Origin of the sequence: Winogradskyella sp. PE311, assembly GCF_046545555.1 — a bacterium.
In the GTDB taxonomy this organism is placed as follows: Bacteria; Bacteroidota; Bacteroidia; order Flavobacteriales; family Flavobacteriaceae; genus Winogradskyella.
Genome location: NZ_JBHZTH010000001.1, coordinates 2,111,395 through 2,131,045, shown reverse-complemented (window position 1 = coordinate 2,131,045; position 19,651 = coordinate 2,111,395). Strand labels below are relative to the sequence as shown.

The following is a 19,651-nucleotide window of genomic DNA, read 5'->3' as shown; positions in this document are numbered from 1 at the left end:
TAATAATTCACATCTTTTTCGAAGAGTATATTAATTACATCAAATAATTTGCGTTTTTTAATTTCTATTTGCAAGTCTACGTTTAAAATCTTTTTCAATTTCGTAGTTTAAACATTTACAAAAGTTCGCATAAGTTTTACTACTTCTAAAAAGGTTATTGTCTGTATTTGATAAAGCTTGGTGTTGCATACTAATTCTAGGAATATAGATTTCTGCAACCTTTAAACTATGGTTTTCTAATAGTCCTAAATACTTAGATTTTGCTTCTATTTGAATCCAAGGAAAGGCTTTGGTATATTTTCTCAATATTTGAATTAAAAATGCTCTAGCAGGATTTTTATAAGTGCTTTGAGGGTAAATTATATTATCTAAAATTGACTTAATATAACCAAATAAATTAGTTTTTTTTCTTTGGTTAACCTCATTAATCGTCTTATAAACTAATTGAGAAAACCAATCTTTATCTTTTTGTATATCTGTTACTTTAAAATAATAGTCAGTATCTATTCTTGGAAATGATTTATACAAATAGGTTACCTTATCTTCAACCTTAATAACATCTATAACTCCTTTATTTATGAGATTAAGGATAGTAAGCCTAATTGTGACAATTACATGCCATTGCCAATTAAAATCTTCATTGAAAGAAGTGCTATTGTACTTAAGTCTTGGATACTTACCTATAACGTATAGACCTATATCATCACAATGCACTGGCTCAAAATCGAGAATGACTTTATTTTCAGCAATACGTTTTCTTTGATAGAATGTTACGCCAAATAATTTATTAGCCTTTATAACCTTCGGTTCATAGCTATTAATTTTCAACGGCTTTCAAAGAATCTAATTCACGCTGAAGCGCTTCAATTTTATTTGTATTATTCTCTACTTTAGGTATGGTTTTTAGAGTGTCTAATGATTGTTTTATAATGTCTTCGTCCTTTGGCTCTTCTTTGTAGTAATAACCGATACCCTCACTAGATCTCCAAGCTTCGTTTAGTTGACCATAGACGGTTTCGTCCCAAGTGCTTGGATGTTTTACGTCTATCCAAATCACATCACGATATTCACTATCTATCAACACTAAATCTGGTGTTGCTGAACCATCAAATTGTTGATCGTTAGTATCGCTTATGGACGATATTGTTCCTAAAAAGAACATACGTTTTCTACCTGCTATATCTTTAATATATGGTCTAAACTCAACAGGTGTACTTGCATTCCAGTCATACTCCTTACGCGATTCTTTTACTTTTAAAGGCATTGCTGATACACCTGCATAACCTTGTTTTTTGGTTGCATGGTCGTAATAATACATTTTATCAGTTCCATCTGCAGGAATAAATACACTGTAACTTAAACTCGTACGCTCATCACCAACAGGTTCTAATCCAAACCAGTGATATAAACCACTATAGGCATCTGAGTTTGAACCAGCAAAATCAAAATCCGTAACATAAGGTTGTTGGTTTTGATCTTTTGGCATTAAAGGAATCTTAACTGCGGTCTCCATATTCCATGGTAATGGATCACTAAATCCTCCTAAAAATTTTAAAGATTCTGCTTGTAGTTGAGACACTTTCTCTGATAGTGTATTTTGCTTGGTAAGAAAAGGATAATTTTTAATCTCTTCTGGACTCACAAATGTTCCTTTTCCAATAGTAATACGTTCTATATAATCATTAACATCGTGTTCTCCATTATCAATAATCATTACGCCACCAAACGAAGGATATGGAAAAAAGAAGCCTTTCCATTTAATTAGGCTCACAACCTGTACCCATGACCCAGAATCGTTTTTCATATAAAAGGTATCGCTTGGTTCATAGTTAACTAGCATCCATGGATTAAAACGTTGTACAACAGCATTGTAAGTGTTTCTGCTAAATTTTAAGGACTCACCTATTGAAAACGTAACAGGTATACGGTTTTCATTAGAAAAACGTGGAAATGGAGTAGTACTGCTTACAGAAAATACTTCTTCAGTATTATCACTGATTTGCTGCATCACATACTTTTCACTCGGTTGAATAGCCATGGTCCATTTATTTTCAGTACCAATCCTAACTAAATGTGGCAAGGATACATCTTTAGTTTCACCTACACTCTCATTGGCCATAGAGAATACATTTCTCAGTGGTTGAATACGTTCGTTTTGAGTTAGTGGCAATTCTTCTATCTCTACCTTATTAAGATTATTAAAGACATTGTAAGTCTTCATATAATCATACATTTTATAATGCCAACCGGAAACATAAAGCAATCCGAAAAATACAATTAGTAATCCCAAAATACCTAATCTACCAACTGTACTTGAAGTCTTTCTAAACTTTCTTAGTCCTAAAAATAAAACCAATAGACTTACTAAAATTATAAAGAGATACTTTCTTACAAACAGTAATACAGGTTGATAATCGTCTCTAAAAAAGAAGAGTAATATTAATATAAGTAGTATTACAAAAACTGTAATACGTTTTTGTTTTCCGCCTTTATTCCAATATGATTTTATCATAATATGTGTTTGTCGTTGTTAAGTCAGTTTTAATTTAGCTATTGTAATCCTTATTTTAAAATCTTTTCTAAAAGACTACTACATTCCTTTATTAATGGTAATGACTTACTACATGAGACCCTTATCCTTTAAACGGTCACGTGCACTTTGTTTTTCTACTACTGGTTCAGTTTTAATTTCTGCTTTAGCTTCTTCTACCACCTTGGTGTCTTTATTTTTTAAATCTTGAAGAAAATCTTTACCTTTTTCTACAACATCGTCAAACTTATCTTCTATCGATTCACTTTGAGTTTCAATTACTTCAGACGACTTAATGACAAAACCTGCAACATAAGTCCCTATTAATGTACCAACCGCAAAAGAAGAAAACATCGAAATGCCATTATAACTTGAAAATACAGCGAGTGGAGTTAAAAACTCTACAATTAAAGCTGAAATTAGTACCAAAGAAATAACAAAAATTAATCGTGGTAAGAATGCTTGTTTATAAATAAATCCTTTTGGATTATCTGCACTCATTTGCAGTTCTTTACTATTAACTACTTTGTTTAAAAAGCGATAGGCTCCGTTTCCATTAGACTCTCTCCAATAGAGAAATATTCCAAATAATATGGCTGCAATAAATATAACAAGTTCTAGTCCCATGGTGTTTTGTTTTAGTTTCTTATAAAATTAGTCTAAAAATGTTAGATATTGTTACTAATGGTCTTTATCACCCACTCCTTAAAGGAATCATCCCAAGTCTCATAATTCTTATAAAACTGTTCTTTATCATACCAATACAAGAATAAAACATCCTTTGGCGCAATGTTAATCAACAACTTATGAATTAAATCGCGATGATTGGCTGATAATGACGAATGCGGTTGATGAAGGGCAAAATACATAGACTGTTCAACCAAATCTTCTACTTTATGAGCATTACTACGTTCTAGTTTTTCGAGATATAATTCTGCTCCCATGACCTGTTTTCTTGACTTAATATCAATTTTATTTAAATAACTTTTAAATAAAGGCTTACTGTCTAAAATATCTTTAATTGGGTGCTGTGTCTCTTTTAAAAATTGAAATAATTCATATTTTTTAATCCGTTCATAATTTGGTGTTTTTACCATGGATTCTAAGTCGCATTCAATAATAATATGATCTTTAAGTTTATCCACCAACTCAGGTTGCGCAATATGATAAATCAATACGTCGTGTATAGTATCTTTTATGGCTTCTTTATAATTTTCTTTACTTTCAAAAATAACAATCGGTTTTATAAAATCTCTAAGTAAATAAACGCCATCAAAAGCTCTTGTATAGAATGAACCTGTAGAAAAATGTAATGGGTGAAGTTTTAAATCTCTCTCTCTTAAATCACCGTACTTTTTTGCCGAATCTAAGAGCTCCTTATGAATGTTTTCGTCTATAAAGTTATTGTCCTTTCTAAACTTGTCGACTAGTCGAAGTTGTTCTTTTTGTTTCTCCTCAAGATTATCAATTAGCCTGAATGTAATACTTACATCATCGTATTTTAAGACATCTAAGGGTTCGTAGAAGACATCTATATCTTGATCAAAATCAATACAAATAGCAGAGTCTCTAGTAATATTGTTAATTTTTGCACCATGTGTTCTAAACACATGTTGCATCATTTCTCTATCGAATGAATGAAAAGGTAAATAAACGGGCTTGCCTTTCTGCAACGGAGATATAATAATACCATGTGGATTTGCATCACCATGATTAAGATATTGCGTATCCTTTTTTTCTTCTGCAACTTCTGGACTCCAACCTACTCCATCAATAGAAAAGGACTTTAGTTTTGTTTCACTGAAGCCTAATGTTTTTAGGCACTTGTTATAACGCTCTACTAATTTTCCACTCACAGGAATGAGTTCACTTCTATATAAATTTGCTTCTTTTAATTTGTTCATCTTGTTGACGTAAAGCGGTAATCTATTTTTCTTTTCTAATAATTATTGATTTCTCGATTCTAATTCCTTTTTAATCTTTTTCATATTTCCATAATTCAATGGAATAATTGCGCTCAAAGCCAATGGTACAACTATTAATGCTGTAAAAGTACTGTTGTCTTCTTTGGTAATTAATCCGTAAACGCATACAATAAATAATAAACCTAAAACACCTATTAAAACTCCTGTAATCATTTTAAGGCCTTTTAACTCTCCTTTCAATTTTTCAGTTGATTTATCTTTTAAATCCATATTAATTTTGTTTTGCTGATTGCAACAAGTCATTTATTTGAGCATATTGTAAAAGCATAATTGTTTTAGCATCGATAATCTCTTCATTTTTAACCATCTCTAGTGTTTGTGAAAATGGTAATTCTAATACTTCAATCTCCTCATCTTCCGCATCTAACCCACCTCCTTCATTAAATTTCATTCTATCATTATACTCTGCAACAAATAAATACATTTTCTCAGTTAATGCCCCTGGTGATGTATAAGCTGTTAATACTTGCTTAGCATTACTTATCTTATATCCTACCTCTTCTTCAGTTTCTCTAATAATTGTCTCTAATGCTGAATCATTATTATCGATAGCACCTGCACAAGCTTCAATTGACATGCTCTCATTTGGTGTAGTCTCATAAATTGGCATCCTAAATTGCCTTGTTAATATTACAGTTGCTTTCGCTTTATTATACAACAATATAGCTGCACCATTACCGCGATTATAGGTTTCACGAGACAGACGCTTCCATTTGCAGTTTTTAAATTGGTAATCGTAGTCTATGCGATCTAAAGTGGCCCATTCTTTTGAAAGGGTTGTTTTTATTATGTTTTTTAGGTTTTGCATTTACTTAATTCTTTCTTTAGAATGAGATTGCTGCGTCCTTTGTCCTCGCAATGACCAATGCTGTTAATCTCTTTTTCCATACTGCTCTCTTGCTTCAGTTTCTATGTTCATCTGGCTAATTCTAGCATCAACTTTACGCTTAAAGTCAGTATCGGCAATAGTAGCAACATTATCTAAGTAACGCACTACTTCTTGTCGTCTTATATCACTAAAATCCAAACCTTTCATATTAGATCGCATCAACTCTTGTAACATGCCAAATTTTGTTTCATAATCCTTCTTAAAGTATACTTCTGGGTTTTCGAACCAATCGGTTTCTAAATCAAAATCCGTTAATCGTAACGATACTGCTTTTTGTATGTTACGAACATCTCTAGATGAAAAGAACGGAAATACTTTCTGAATCTCTGTATATAAATGCGCATAGAACATATGCTCATCATCCTTATATTTACTTGAAACTCTATCGAAAGTCTCTAAAACACGTTCTTCAGTTGGTTTATCTGTTTTATCTAAAATCTCACCTAAATTCTTTGCAACTTGTTGTGCATCTAAATAATTATAATCTTTTGGATTACTCATATTTATAAAATCGGGCATTGTGTCTTCTAATTTTCTCCACCATAAGTGATCCTGATCTACAAAATCCTTCTCATTACGAGCACCATCTATTTTAAATCGGCCTTGTACTCGAGAAATTACGGCTTTATCTAACATCTCAGGAAGATTAGTAAACAGCCCAACTGAGCTATTACCATAGTTAACCGCATAAGCACCTTCTGTGTACCTTAAAAAGACACCTATGACCTCTTTTACACCTGCGGAAACTCCTTGCGTCGTCCTTTCTTGTAAATTATTTTCTGCATCATCTATTGGTGCGAAAATTAAACGTGTTGGATCTTGCAGCGGTTTCATCCACTCTACCATTTTTTCTGCAGAACCACCCTGAAATGTAGAAATTAAAGTATCTGGCATTGGATGAAAAAGGAATGGGATATCTAAATTTTCACTATGCTCTTTTAATCGGGTTGCTATGGCAGCGATAAGCATACTTTTTCCTGTACCAGGAATACCATAACCCATAAAAACTGGCATAAAGCCTCCTAACTCTTGAAACGGATTTTTCTTCGCTTCAAAATCATAACTTAATAAGCGCTCTGTTAATCGTCGTGCAAAGTGTTTTGCATCTTTATTACCTACAATTTGTTCAAATTGAATTTTATTGAATTCGACACTTACTGCTGTACCTGAGAATATATTCTCCCAACCAGAAACAGCAAATTCTGAATTCTCAAGTTTATACGTTCTATCTTCAATTGTTTCTGTATGCTCTAAACTACTTTTTCGTAATTGAATTTCGTCAATTAAAGCTTCAAAATAAACAACTGTAAAATCAATAACATCTTTATCTGATTTAACAATATCTGGATGGCTTAAATACTTATCATAATAAAACATCTGACACGAAATTCCTTTTAGCGGTGACATAAAAGACACTTCAGGAATACCAGCAAATTTCTGCTTCATCACTGATAAATCATCCGAAGCATGAGGCTTTAAATCGTGTAAAATCTTATAAGCAGAAGAAAATAACATAAAAGCGGTGGCAGTTTGCATTTTGCTTTCATATTCTCGTTTTCCTAAACTGTCTAGAGCCGATCTATTTTCGTATAAAGTTGAAAGACCAGATGCATCATAATAACTATCTTTTATCCAAATGCCAAGTGTTAATCCTTCTTGTACTGCAAAAAGTGTCTGATTTAAATATATAGGTAACGCAACAGACTCTGGTAAAAGGCGTTTTTTTAAAGCTAAAATCGTTTTAGAAACCGATGTTATATCAACGTTACTTCCATTATTTGCTCTAGATAAATACAAAAGTATTGACTCATCTTTTCCTTCATTATCTTTATTTTTTGCACGTTGACTCTGCTCCCATTGTATAGACTTTAAATAGGTCGTAGCTTCATCACGAAGCATATCGAGTTCATTTTGTTTTATAGGAAATGTTGAGTTGTGTTCCATTATTTATAATCTTGAGTTTTCAATCTTAGGTTTACAGTATTTATTAGTTTAATCTGTAATTATAGAGTTTAGCAGCTTCCTTTATTTCTTCTGTTAGGTTAGCATCATAACTAAATCCATGAAAAACCCATTCTTTATTAGGTTTGTAAAATTGAATTGTAAAACGAAGCGGTTGTCTTCCATATTTAACTAAAAAACTTTTTAATACGTAACTATCTGAAAGCTTTTTCTCTAAAATCAACTCATACCCATAGTATTTACCAACATAATCCTCAGTAAGACCCGCCATTTGTCTTTTTAAAGCAACAACATCGTCACTTTTATTATTAACCCATTCGTTTTTACTGTAAACATAATTTAAGGCTTCTGTTGATCCTAATTCTTTATATTTACTAAAAAAGGTTTTCACCATTTCTTCAGGTGAATCTTGAGAATATGAAAAATTAAAAGCTAATGCGCTAAATACAATTCCTATAAATCTTAGTCTCATCTTGTTCTATTTTATGGTTAAATCAGAAACCTGAACTGGTGGCATTGCCAACTTATTCATAACTTCTGGCGTTTTATTATAAAGTAATTGTATTATTCTGTGTGGTGCAAAAACATAACGCTGTCTAAACATAGGCTCCCATCTTTGAAATGTTTGTTTGCTAAAAAATCCACCTTCTTTAAATTCACTCTGAGACGCTAACTCATCGACTTTTAATGATATGGCGAACGACTCTAAGGGAATCGTTTTCTTTGCTATGGCATCTAAAATAGCATGTGTTAACTCATTTTCATCTTTTGCAAATACATTATGTATTGGACCCAAATCGATGCGCTTTATTAACTTTGGCATTACCTTAGGCAATCGTTTATCTATAGCATATGCCATTGTATCTAAAGGCATTTCTCGGTCAGATGTGTTTTTTAGAACAGTGTATATATCTTCTTTATAGTCAACTGCATTTCTACCATCGTAATCAAAATACATATAACAAATAAAAGGCCTATTATGAGTTACATCATAGAAACTCCAACTTACCAAATATTCTGCTGGTGAATTTTCTGGTGCCGAAATAATTTTGCCTTGCACAAAGCGATTAAAAATATATTCTTTTTTTGCAGAGCTATAATAAACTATTGATGCTGCTTGAAATAATTTACGTTTAGCTATAGATTGCTTTTTACGCATTAGAGTATCTAAAAACTCATCCTTTAAAGTGTCTATATTTGTAAGTTTACCTAAATATTCTTCTCGTAATTCTAAATCATTAAATAAGTAACGAAACTCTAAATAATTAGGAAAACTTGAGTCGGTTAAATCAACTTTCATGTTATCCTCATCATCATACATGTATTTCACACGCATGGCTTCAATAGAATACAATAATAAGTCTGTGTATTGCTTAAACAAAAGCACTTCTTGCTCGTTAAGAATTTGCTTTGCCTGCACAGCTACAATGAGTTCTTTGAGTGTGAAATCTATCAATTTATGATAGAACACGTACTGCTCTTTAGAATCTAATTCAGCTGAATCTAATGGTGTTACAATCATTGGTGGTAGTTGTTGGTTGCTTGTTGTTAGTTGATCGCTTGCAAGAAGCCATCAACCAGCAACTAACAACTAAATTATCCTAAAAGGTCATCATCATTTGCTTCTGGTTTAGGCTCACCTGCTGGTTCACCACCACCATCACCAGAAGGAGCATTTGCATCTGCCGCGTAGTAATCTTCGAAAATTTCTTTCATATCGATACCATAACGTTCAGCAAAATTCTTTTGAATAGACTTATCCTTTTCTCTAATTTCTTGTAAAGCTTCTGCATAACTGCCATAAACACCTTGCATTACTTTTTCGTGAACCGGAATATTATCCATCATCTCTTGTCTCGCTCTAGCGCTTGCGGTATGCATTGCAGCTAAAGTTTCACCTATATGTTCGTCAGTTTTCACACCTAAATGTTCTAAAATGGCAGCAAATTCTTGATCTGTACGTGCCTTTAGCGCCACAACATAGCCATCGTAATACTTAAGACGCTCGTCTGTATCACTCTTTAATTTAGCGCGATGCGTTTGTAGATTACTTCTTAAAGATGTTAATACTTTAATAGTTAAATTATGTTTGTGCACAAAACTATCTTTAGATGCTGCTAAAGTTGTATATGCGTTTTTTAAACCTTCTAATTCTTCAACTTTCTGCTCTAACGTCGTTACCTTACCTAAAGCATCAGAATATTCAGTAGATTGTTTATCTGCAACTTCTTCTAAAGCTTGTCTTGCTTGTTTTAACAATGCATACTGCTCTTCGAGTTTGTCCTCAACTTCTTTTTTCTTTTGAAGTGCCTTAGTGTGATTGTTAGAAGCTTCTACAATTGCTGTTTTAAGACTCTCTTCTACTTCTTTAATTTCTAGTTCTCTATCTTTTAATCGTTTAATTGCAGCTTGACTCTTAAATGATAATTCATTTAAAAGTGTTTGTACATCGGCAGTTTCAATACGTTGTTGAAACATCGCTTTTGCTTTATTATCTGATGCATCTCTTTCTTTTTGTGCATTAGCCAACTCTTGCTCTGCATCTTTAATCTTTCCTTTCCTTCCCCATAGATTATTCCACCATGTATCTGGTTTTGCTTTCGCATCTTCTAATTCAACCTTAGCACGTTCTAACCTTTTTATAGCATCATCAATAATTTTTTGTTCAGATGCATTTAAAGCAGAAAATCCTTCAAACATAATACCAACTTCATCTTGATAATCTGTTAAGTCTTTTATAGCGTCTAACAACGTAGTTCTGTCCTTTTCAGCCATATCAACTACATTATCTAGTGTTGCATTCAAGATTTTTTGACGACTCTCTGGGTCATCTTCTTGAGCCAACTTAGACTTCATTTGGTCAATGGCTTTTCCCCAGTTAACATCAACTTTTTCAGTTTTTTCTTGTGAGTTAGTTTCTAATAAATCAAAATCATCAGCCATATTTATGTAGTGTTTTTTAGTTGAACAAATATCGGTTAAGCAATTTCGGTAATTTTTTAGGACTATAAAAACTTTACCGTTTAAATTATATGTATGATTTGTAATAAAAATGTTACAATATTATAATTAGATAATTCTGTTCAATATCTTTATAAAAAACATATAGAACCATGAAAACTATTAAACCCATCTTTCTTCTAATACTTTTGACCTTAATCTTTAATTGTAAAAATGAAAAATCAAATACTGACATCTCTCTTGTTTACAATTATGTTGAAACTAAAGACGTCGTCAAGGTAATTCCTATTAAACATGGTACTTTAATTTTAGAATCTAAGAATGAAGTTATTTACATTGATCCCGTAGGTGGAATAGAGGCATTTAAAGGACAAAAAAAACCAACTCTCGTACTTATTACAGATATTCATGGTGATCATCTTAGCAATAAAACATTAGAAGCTCTAGATTTAGAAAATGCCACTGTTATTGGACCAAAGGCTGTTACTGATAAAATATACAGTACAGTAAGCAAAATTAATGTTACTATAAAAAATGGAGATTCTTACACTCATAATGGCATTAAAATTGAAGCTATTCCAATGTATAATTTGAGAAAAGAAGCTTTAAAATTTCATACTAAAGGCAGAGGAAATGGTTATGTGTTGAATATTGATTCAGAACGTATTTATATTTCAGGAGATACAGAAGACATACCTGAAATGAGAAATTTAAAAAATATAGACAAGGCCTTCGTTTGCATGAATTTACCATATACAATGACAGTAACTAGCGCGGCAAGTGCGGTTTTAGAATTTAAACCAAAAATAGTTTACCCATATCATTATAGAGGCACAGATGGATTAAGTGATATTAATAATTTTAAAGAGATCGTAAATAAATCTGATGCATCTATTATTGTAAATCTATTGGATTGGTATTAAAATATTTGTGTTAAATTATTGAGTTGTTAACAAGTTATTAAAACCTGTATTTTACCCGAAAACACTGCGTTTAGTCGTATTTTAGAAGCATTTTATCGATGATTTGGGTTGAGTTTTTCTTATAAATAATTTATTATTAGGCTTTTACAATAAGTTTTTTTTCTATATTAGCGCTATAGAACCCAAATCTAAACATAATAAAAATGCATAACAACCTAATTTCTAATCTATTAGTAGTGACTACAACACAACTTACAATGATTTTAATTGCTGTTGCTTCTATTTTTCTTGTTTTTATAATTATAGCCATCATTAAGATGTATAAATTAAAATCTGAAAACAAAAAATTAATGGAAACTAATGCGTTTAAAGATGTTGATGAATCTTATAAGGATTTTACTGGTGGACATCTTTACGGTGACAACTGATTAAGCGAATTACCAATTTAATTAAAAATAATTTTCATTAATTAGAATAAAACACCTAATGCATAATGACATATACTATAAAAGCCTGCTAATGCAGGCTTTTTTAATTATTATAAAGTTCTTAAACTATCTTACTAGCTTCTTATATTTTATTCGCTTTGGCATTAAATCCCCACCTAGGCGTTTCTTTTTATTTTCTTCATACTCGCTAAATCCACCTTCAAAGAAATAGACTTGCGAGTCACCTTCGAAAGCTAAAATATGTGTACATATTCTATCTAAGAACCATCTATCGTGACTAATCACCACTGCACAACCTGCGAAATTTTCTAAGCCTTCCTCGAGAGCTCTTAACGTATTGACATCTAAATCATTAGTAGGCTCATCTAAAAGTAATACATTACCTTCTTCTTTTAGTGTCATTGCTAAATGCAGTCGGTTTCTTTCTCCACCAGAAAGTAGTTTTACTTTCTTGTTTTGTTCACCACCAGAGAAATTAAATCGGCTTAAATAAGCTCTAGAGTTCACCTCTTTTCCTCCCATCATTACCAATTCTTGCTCATCACTAAAGTTTTGCCAAATTGTTTTTTCAGGGTCAATATTGGAGTGCTTCTGATCTACATATGCAATCTTAGCTGTTTCGCCGACTTTAAACTCTCCTTTATCTGGTGTCTCCTCTCCCATTACCATTCTAAAAATAGTCGTTTTACCAGCGCCATTTGGTCCGATAATTCCAACGATACCAGCTTGTGGAAGATTAAAATTTAGATCATCATATAATAATTTATCATCATAACCTTTGGCAACACCAAGTGCTTCTATAACATTGGTTCCTAATCGTGGACCGTTTGGAATGTAGATTTCAAGCTTTTCATCAAGTTGTTTCTGATCTTGACTCATCAATTTATCATAATTCTTTAAACGTGCTTTTTGCTTAGTTTGGCGTCCTTTTGCTCCTTGTCTAACCCAATCAAGCTCACGCTCTAAGGTCTTTTGACGTTTAGAAGCCGTCTTGCTCTCTTGAGCCATACGCTTAGACTTTTGGTCTAACCAAGATGAGTAATTACCTTTCCAAGGAATGCCTTCACCTCTATCGAGTTCTAAAATCCAGCCAGCAACATTGTCTAAAAAGTATCTATCGTGTGTTACAGCAATTACAGTACCTTTATATTGTGCTAAATGATGTTCTAACCAATGAACTGATTCTGCATCTAAATGGTTAGTTGGCTCATCTAACAATAAAATATCTGGCTCTTTTAACAATAAACGACATAGAGCAACACGACGACGTTCACCACCAGAAAGTACACCAATCTTCTTATCACCATCTGGCGTGCGCAATGCATCCATGGCAATTTCTAATTTCGTATCTAACTCCCAAGCTCCTGCGGCATCAATCTGGTCTTGTAGTTCGGCCTGTCTGTTCATTAGCTTTTCCATTTTATCGGCATCGCTATAAACTTCCTCTAAACCAAATTGCTCATTAATACTATTGTATTCGTCTAATATTGCAACAGTTTCCGCTGCACCTTCACGAACTACTTCTATTACTGTTTTATCATCATCTAATTGTGGCTCTTGCTCTAAATAGCCAACCGTATAACCAGGTTTAAATATAACATCACCTTGATAGTTTTTGTCAACTCCAGCAATAATTTTTAATAATGTTGACTTACCAGATCCATTGAGTCCTAATATTCCAATCTTCGCTCCATAGAAGAAGCTTAAATATATATTCTTTAAAACTGGAGTATTTGCTGATTGAAATGTCTTAGTTAAACCAGACATTGAAAAAATTATTTGTTTATCGTCGCTCATTATACACGTCCTTTTAATGCGTTAAACACCCAAGCAATGCAGAAGAACCCAAATCCCACAGCTGCAAATCCCCATCCTGCAACATCGTCATAACGAAATGCGCCAAGAGCAATTAATCCTAGTCCAACAATAATCATAATTGTGGTAGCCCAAGCTAGCACAGTGTTTTTATTCATCGCCATATTCTTATTCTATTTAGTTTTGATAGTTAGTCGAAACACAAATATCGTAAATAAATGTGTAACTCATTACCAACATAAAAGGCTATATTTAAATAATATAATTTTGTCAAGCAATCATGTTTAGAAGCATAAAAAATATTTACTCAATAGTTGTATTTGTATTAGCATTTACCGCTTGCGCACAAGAAAAGTCTAGAAATACTAATTTAAAGTCTGCAGATCATTCAGAATATAATTTAGACAGTCTAAAGTCTGTACTTAATAGTTATGTGGATAGTAAACAATTGGCAGGTATACAAACTGCGATACTTCACAACAAAGAACTCATACATTACAATTCTTACGGATATGCTGATATTGAAAGTAAGAAACCTTTGGATGAAGAAAGTATATTTCGCATTTTCTCTATGACCAAACCTATTACATCGGTTGGATTAATGCAATTATACGAACAAGGTAAATTTAAACTTGAGGATCCTTTACATCTTTATATTCCTGAGTTCAAAAACATGACCGTTTTTAATGAAAATAATGAAATTTTGCCAGCAAAGAACGCTATAAAAGTTATCGATTTACTTAGACATAGTTCTGGTATTAGTTATGGAAGAAGTCCAAACTCAGATTTAAACAATTTATATTCAGAGGCTAATTTAGGAAACTCACTAAGTCTAAAAAACTTCATTGATAAAATAAGTAAGCTTCCTCTTCTATTTGAACCAGCAACTGCATACGAATATGGGCACTCAACTGAGATTTGCGGTTATTTGATTGAAGTCTTAAGTAGACAGCCTGTAGAGGATTATCTCCAAGAGCACATTTTAAATCCCTTAAAGATGAAAGACACGCATTTTCAACTTCCAAAGGAAAAAATAAAACATTTTACAACAGGTTATCGTGCCAGTGAAAATGGAAAGCTTGAAGTTGCCGAACTACCAGATGAAAGCGGATTTTTAAATAAACCCAACTTTATTAGAGCAGGTGGAGGTTTAGTTTCGACAACTAATGATTATATTAATTTTTGTAAAATGCTGCTTAACAAAGGCTCTATATTTGGTCATCAATTTTTGAAACCTGAGACTATTGATTTAATGACTAGGGATCATTTAGCTTCCGTTAGAGAACATACACCAAGATTAAGAATTTTACCAAATGAGACTGGTTTTGGATTGGGATTTTCTATTGCAGAGCAAGACGATGGTTCTATTATATATGGTTGGGGAGGAGCCGTTGGGACTTATTTTAGAATAGAACCGAAGAAAGAGTTAGCTTATATTATGATGATTCAGCTATCGCCATATAGGCAATTGCGTTTAAGAGAAACGTTTCAATCTTTAGTAAATGATGCTATAAATTAAAAAAGCATCCTGTTTAGGATGCTTTTCCGCTATTAATCAATTAAAGTTTAATTCATTGGAACTTCAACAATAACTAATTCTGAATTATCATTAGATTTTATTTGAATATTTTCTGTATCATAAACACCAATTGCGTCTCTTTTATTCAATAAGTTTCCGTCTACTTCAACATTACCATCAACAACAAAAATGTATAGGCCATTATCTTTAGATTTTAAATTCAAATTCAATGAATTATCAGCTTCTAAATTTGTTCTATAAATATAAGCTTGTTGACTTATTGGTAGAGCATCACCTTCTAATTTATCCTTTGGAGCTATAATTGTTTGAAGCTTGTTATTTCTACCTTCAATAGGAAATTCGCGTTGCTCATAATTGGGTTCTACACTCATTTCTTCTGGAATAATCCATAATTGAAGAAAGTTAACTTCGTCCGTTTTACTATCATTAAATTCGGAATGTGTTAAACCAGTTCCGGCGCTCATTACTTGTACTTCGCCAACCTCAATAGCACGTTTATTTCCCATACTATCTTTGTGAGACAATGCACCTTTTAATGGAATGGATATAATTTCCATATTCTGATGTGGATGCGTTCCAAATCCCATTTTTGGTTGCACTAAATCGTCATTTAATACGCGTAACATTCCAAAATTATTGCGCTCTGGATTTTGATAACTTGAGAAACTAAATGTGTGATGTGACTTTAACCAGCCATGATCTGCATAACCTCTTGTGTCTGCTTTGTGAATTATTGTTTTCATAGAAAATTTATTTTCATTCCCACGAAGTGGGAAACTTATTATTATATATTTTAAAATTAGATTTCTGCCAACACAGAAATGAAAAAATTAGTTTGCTGGAAGAAATCCCATTTTACCCATTTGGTAATCTCGCATGGCTTCCATAATTTCAGTTTGATTGTTCATTACATAAGGCCCATAAGTAGCTACTGACTCATTAAAGGGCTCACCAGATAAGAACAGTAATAGACTATTGTCCTCAGCTTCAATTGAAAACCCATCACCATCTTGATTAAACTGAATCATTTGATTTTTGTTAAATTCTAAAGTAGTTGCACTATTAACTTTGGCTTTACCTTTTAATAAGTACAACATACCTTGTTGCGTGTTATCGAAATTGATGGTTTGTTTTCCTCCTGCTTTTGCTTCTATCATAAAAGCATTAACTGCAGTTTGTGTCCCAATTCTTCCAAAAGTCTCATTGAGTTCTCCAGCAATGATTCTAGTTTCAACTTTTCCATCTTCTGACGTTATAATTCTAAAATCCTCGTATTTTACATGCTGGTAATTAGCTTCCATCATCTTTTTCTCAGCGGGAAGATTTAACCATAATTGAATGCCTTCAATAGTTCCTCCTTTTTTAACAAAGGCTTTTGATGGTCCTTCTGCATGGATAATTCCTCTCCCAGCAGTTGTCCATTGTACATCACCTGCTTTTACAACACTTTCGTTTCCTAAAGAATCACGATGTAATTGCTCTCCTTGAATTAAAAAAGTAACTGGTTCAAAACCTCTGTGTGGATGAGGGCCTAAATCAAAGGGATTACTTTTTTCATTAATTTCATACGGTCCGTAATGATGTAATAGAATAAATGGGTCAACCATTTCTATTTGTTGGGTAGGTAATGGTTGACGCAATCGTATTGGTCCCATATTAACGAAATCACTTCGTCCTCCTCTTTGTATTGTATTTAATTTCATTTTTAATTTTGTTATAGTATTTTCCATGGAAAATATTTAATTAAAAAAATACGCTAACCTGTATTTTTTTAGATTCCTGTATAAATAGGAATTTATTAACGCATTTTATCTAGCAGATCACTCAAATGTTCTGCCTCTTCTTCATTTAGATTTTTTAGTAAATCATTATTCAAATTTCTTGGAATAGATTTTAATAAGTCTCTTCCCTCATTGGTAATAATAATCTTAACTACACGTCTATCATGCTCTGATGGTAGACGTTCAATATAAGATTTAGCACAAAGTTTATCCATTAATCGTGTGGCATTAGGAGAACGTTCTAACATTCTATCCTTTATCGTTTGAACCTTTAAAGGCTCAGCTGCTCCATTCAATATTCTTAATATATTATACTGCTGTGGCGAAATACCATAGTCTTTAAAGAATTCGTTCTGACAACTTGTTATCCAATTAGCTGTATATATAATATTGAGCAATGCTTTTACTCTATTATTTGGAAATTTTGAATTGATATCTTTTGCTAAATCTCCCATTCTAAAGACTTTCTGAAAATTGCTCTACCTCTCCTAGTAATTGACTATTTAATTCTTGATTCGTGATCTTTCCATCAGAAAAATTATCTCCAAAAGATGGTAAACTAAAACTGCCAACTATATTTCCGCCCATATATACAAATCTTCCTTGAGCAATTTCTAAAGCCGTGGCTCCACCTCTACCACCTGGAGATGTTGCCATAAGTAGCATTGGTTTATCACTCCACAATTTTCCATCAATTCTAGACATCCAATCAAAAAGGTTTTTAAATACAGTTGCATATGTGCCATTATGTTCAGCAAGCGACAAGACAATACCATCACTAGATTTTATAATGTCTAAAAACTTTTTAGCATTATCTGGTATACCATGTGCTAATTCATAATCCATTCCGTATAAAGGTAATTCAAAGTCATTTAGATCTAATACCTTTACTTCTACTCCATTAACTAATGACGCAGCATAAGTCGCTAATTGTTTATTTATTGATGTACTACTATTACTTCCTGCAAATGCAATTATATGTTTCATATCTTATGTTTTAATTATTAATAGTACAAATGTAAAATAAAATTATTTATATTCCAAGGAATATATTTCCATGTAACACATATTTAACATTTCATTTTGAATTTAGTCATTACATCTATGATTAATCTTTTGTAAATTCGTGCACAGGAAATTTAAGGATTAACCACAAACAGATACCCACTTTCATGGGCAATACGTATGGATATAAAATTCAATAAAAACGAAGATCATAATAAACTCCTACTCTCAGATTTAAAAAAGCGCTTTGCTAAAGTAAAACTTGGTGGCGGTCAAAAAAGTATTGATAAGCACCATAGCAAAGGTAAAATGACGGCTCGTGAGCGTATAGATTATTTACTAGACTCAAAAGCTAAATGTATTGAGATTGGTGCATTTGCCGGTGAAGGTATGTATGAAGACTATGGAGGTTGTCCTTCTGGCGGTGTAGTTGTAAAAATGGGTTATGTAAGTGGTAAACAATGTATAGTTGTTGCCAACGATGCTACAGTAAAAGCTGGTGCTTGGTTTCCAATTACTGGAAAGAAAAATTTAAGAGCTCAAGAAATAGCTATAGAAAACAGATTACCAATTATATATCTTGTGGATAGTGCTGGTGTGTTTCTACCAATGCAAGATGAAATATTTCCTGATAAAGAGCACTTCGGTCGCATCTTTAGAAACAATGCTGTAATGAGCAGTATGGGAATTACACAAATTGCTGCAGTTATGGGAAGTTGTGTTGCTGGTGGAGCTTATTTACCAATAATGAGTGATGAAGCTTTAATAGTTGATAAAACAGGAAGTATTTTCCTCGCAGGAAGTTATTTAGTTAAAGCGGCTATTGGTGAATCGATAGATAACGAAACGCTTGGTGGAGCTACAACACATTGTGAAATCTCTGGAGTTACCGATTATAAAGCCAAAGATGATAAAGATGCTTTAGATCGCATTAAAAATATAGTAGACAAGATTGGTGATTTTGATAAAGCTGGTTATAACAGAACTAAAGCTACAAAACCAAAAGAGAATCCTGAAGATATTTATGGTATCCTTCCGAAAAGTAGAGCTGACCAATATGATATGAAGGAAATTATTAAACGTTTAGTTGATAATTCTGAATTTGATGAATATAAAGAAGGTTATGGTCAAACTATAATTACTGCTTACGCTCGTATTGATGGTTGGGCAGTTGGTATTATAGCTAATCAACGCCAATTAGTGAAAACTAAGAAAGGTGAAATGCAATTTGGTGGTGTAATTTATAATGATTCTGCTGATAAGGCTACTCGTTTTATAGCTAATTGTAATCAGAAAAAAATTCCTTTGGTGTTTTTACAAGATGTAACAGGATTTATGGTTGGCAGTAAATCTGAACATTCTGGTATTATAAAAGATGGTGCCAAAATGGTAAATGCAGTGAGTAATTCTGTAGTACCAAAATTCACTATTATTTTAGGCAACAGTTATGGTGCAGGGAATTATGCCATGTGTGGAAAAGCTTACGATCCAAGATTAATTGCCGCATGGCCAAGTGCAGAACTAGCTGTTATGAGTGGAAAATCTGCAGCTAAAGTTTTATTACAAATTGAAACTGCTTCGCTTAAGAAGAAAGGTGAGACTATCACTAAAGAAAAAGAAGAGGAATTGTTTAATAAAATAAAAGATAGATACGACGATCAAGTATCACCATATTATTCGGCTTCTCGTATTTGGACCGATGGAGTTATTGATCCGTTAGATACAAGAACATGGATTAGTATGGGAATAGAGGCTGCTAACCACGCACCTATTGAAAAGCCTTTTAATATGGGTGTTTTACAAGTTTAAGT

General features: G+C 32.6%; 20 protein-coding genes. 4 read left to right on the top strand and 16 right to left on the bottom strand.

All coding sequences use genetic code 11. From position 1 onward, the window contains the following. Nucleotides 1–57 precede the first annotated feature (57 nt). The 10 genes from ACFWU4_RS09290 to ACFWU4_RS09245 all read right to left on the bottom strand — a co-directional run bounded on the left by ACFWU4_RS09290 (nt 58) and on the right by ACFWU4_RS09245 (nt 10,309). Nucleotides 58–828, bottom strand: a complete 771-nt coding sequence (locus ACFWU4_RS09290; RefSeq protein ID WP_411127081.1) for a hypothetical protein — start codon at nt 826–828, stop codon at nt 58–60. Next, nucleotides 818–2,512 carry a hypothetical protein gene (locus tag ACFWU4_RS09285; RefSeq protein ID WP_411127079.1) on the bottom strand — a complete coding sequence of 565 codons (1,695 nt, stop codon included), beginning with the start codon at nt 2,510–2,512 and terminating at the stop codon, nt 818–820. Before ACFWU4_RS09285 ends, ACFWU4_RS09290 begins: the two co-directional genes overlap by 11 nt. A 108-nt stretch (nt 2,513–2,620) precedes the next feature. Then, complete coding sequence (locus ACFWU4_RS09280; RefSeq protein ID WP_411127077.1) at nt 2,621–3,157, bottom strand: hypothetical protein; 537 nt, start codon at nt 3,155–3,157, stop codon at nt 2,621–2,623. Between the two features lie 41 nt (nt 3,158–3,198). Next, nucleotides 3,199–4,434: a DUF6638 family protein gene (locus tag ACFWU4_RS09275; protein WP_411127075.1), complete on the bottom strand. Its 1,236-nt coding sequence runs from the start codon at nt 4,432–4,434 to the stop codon at nt 3,199–3,201. Nucleotides 4,435–4,476: 42 nt separating this feature from the next. Continuing rightward, nucleotides 4,477–4,725: a redox-active disulfide protein 2 gene (locus ACFWU4_RS09270; protein ID WP_411127073.1), complete on the bottom strand. Its 249-nt coding sequence runs from the start codon at nt 4,723–4,725 to the stop codon at nt 4,477–4,479. A 1-nt stretch (nt 4,726) separates the two neighbouring features. Next, nucleotides 4,727–5,323 carry an NUDIX domain-containing protein gene (locus ACFWU4_RS09265; protein ID WP_411127071.1) on the bottom strand — a complete coding sequence of 199 codons (597 nt, stop codon included), beginning with the start codon at nt 5,321–5,323 and terminating at the stop codon, nt 4,727–4,729. Between the two features lie 63 nt (nt 5,324–5,386). Beyond that, nucleotides 5,387–7,348, bottom strand: a complete 1,962-nt coding sequence (locus ACFWU4_RS09260; RefSeq protein WP_411127069.1) for an AAA family ATPase — start codon at nt 7,346–7,348, stop codon at nt 5,387–5,389. Nucleotides 7,349–7,391: 43 nt separating this feature from the next. Then, nucleotides 7,392–7,838, bottom strand: a complete 447-nt coding sequence (locus ACFWU4_RS09255) for a hypothetical protein (protein ID WP_411127068.1) — start codon at nt 7,836–7,838, stop codon at nt 7,392–7,394. 6 nt (nt 7,839–7,844) lie between these two features. After that, a complete protein-coding gene (locus tag ACFWU4_RS09250) occupies nt 7,845–8,888 on the bottom strand; it encodes a hypothetical protein (RefSeq protein ID WP_411127066.1) in 1,044 nt (347 codons plus the stop codon). A 74-nt stretch (nt 8,889–8,962) separates the two neighbouring features. Beyond that, the gene (locus ACFWU4_RS09245; RefSeq protein ID WP_411127064.1) at nt 8,963–10,309 is read right to left on the bottom strand and encodes a microtubule-binding protein; all 1,347 of its coding nucleotides are present in this window, start codon (nt 10,307–10,309) and stop codon (nt 8,963–8,965) included. Nucleotides 10,310–10,479: 170 nt separating this feature from the next. On the opposite strand from ACFWU4_RS09245, the gene ACFWU4_RS09240 reads away from it, so the two are divergent. Both ACFWU4_RS09240 and ACFWU4_RS09235 read left to right on the top strand, forming a co-directional pair. Next, nucleotides 10,480–11,250 (top strand): MBL fold metallo-hydrolase, encoded by a 771-nt coding sequence (locus tag ACFWU4_RS09240; RefSeq protein ID WP_411127062.1) that lies wholly within the window; start codon nt 10,480–10,482, stop codon nt 11,248–11,250. A gap of 203 nt (nt 11,251–11,453) precedes the next feature. Next, nucleotides 11,454–11,678, top strand: a complete 225-nt coding sequence (locus ACFWU4_RS09235; RefSeq protein ID WP_411127060.1) for a hypothetical protein — start codon at nt 11,454–11,456, stop codon at nt 11,676–11,678. Nucleotides 11,679–11,804: 126 nt separating this feature from the next. Here the strand turns inward: ACFWU4_RS09235 and ettA are convergent, their stop codons facing one another. Together ettA and ACFWU4_RS09225 are read right to left on the bottom strand one after the other, a co-directional pair. Beyond that, complete coding sequence (gene ettA, locus ACFWU4_RS09230) at nt 11,805–13,496, bottom strand: energy-dependent translational throttle protein EttA (protein WP_411127058.1); 1,692 nt, start codon at nt 13,494–13,496, stop codon at nt 11,805–11,807. Continuing rightward, nucleotides 13,496–13,678, bottom strand: coding sequence for a CAL67264 family membrane protein (locus ACFWU4_RS09225; RefSeq protein ID WP_411127056.1), 183 nt, complete (start codon nt 13,676–13,678; stop codon nt 13,496–13,498). The genes ettA and ACFWU4_RS09225 overlap by 1 nt, the downstream gene beginning before the upstream one ends. Nucleotides 13,679–13,794: 116 nt before the next feature. On the opposite strand from ACFWU4_RS09225, the gene ACFWU4_RS09220 reads away from it, so the two are divergent. Then, complete coding sequence (locus tag ACFWU4_RS09220) at nt 13,795–15,033, top strand: serine hydrolase domain-containing protein (RefSeq protein WP_411127054.1); 1,239 nt, start codon at nt 13,795–13,797, stop codon at nt 15,031–15,033. Nucleotides 15,034–15,080: 47 nt separating this feature from the next. Here ACFWU4_RS09220 and ACFWU4_RS09215 read toward each other — a convergent pair whose 3' ends face one another. The 4 genes from ACFWU4_RS09215 to ACFWU4_RS09200 all read right to left on the bottom strand — a co-directional run bounded on the left by ACFWU4_RS09215 (nt 15,081) and on the right by ACFWU4_RS09200 (nt 17,822). Further along, entirely contained in the window at nt 15,081–15,797 is a 717-nt protein-coding gene (locus ACFWU4_RS09215; RefSeq protein ID WP_411127052.1) for a pirin family protein, read from the bottom strand. Between the two features lie 87 nt (nt 15,798–15,884). Continuing rightward, nucleotides 15,885–16,784, bottom strand: coding sequence for a pirin family protein (locus ACFWU4_RS09210; RefSeq protein ID WP_411127050.1), 900 nt, complete (start codon nt 16,782–16,784; stop codon nt 15,885–15,887). A 68-nt stretch (nt 16,785–16,852) separates the two neighbouring features. Then, entirely contained in the window at nt 16,853–17,290 is a 438-nt protein-coding gene (locus ACFWU4_RS09205) for a MarR family winged helix-turn-helix transcriptional regulator (RefSeq protein WP_411127048.1), read from the bottom strand. A gap of 1 nt (nt 17,291) precedes the next feature. Further along, nucleotides 17,292–17,822 carry an NADPH-dependent FMN reductase gene (locus ACFWU4_RS09200; RefSeq protein WP_411127046.1) on the bottom strand — a complete coding sequence of 177 codons (531 nt, stop codon included), beginning with the start codon at nt 17,820–17,822 and terminating at the stop codon, nt 17,292–17,294. Between the two features lie 198 nt (nt 17,823–18,020). Between ACFWU4_RS09200 and ACFWU4_RS09195 the strand changes: the two genes are divergently transcribed. Next, nucleotides 18,021–19,649, top strand: a complete 1,629-nt coding sequence (locus ACFWU4_RS09195) for an acyl-CoA carboxylase subunit beta (RefSeq protein WP_411127044.1) — start codon at nt 18,021–18,023, stop codon at nt 19,647–19,649. The last annotated feature ends 2 nt before the right edge of the window (nt 19,650–19,651 follow it).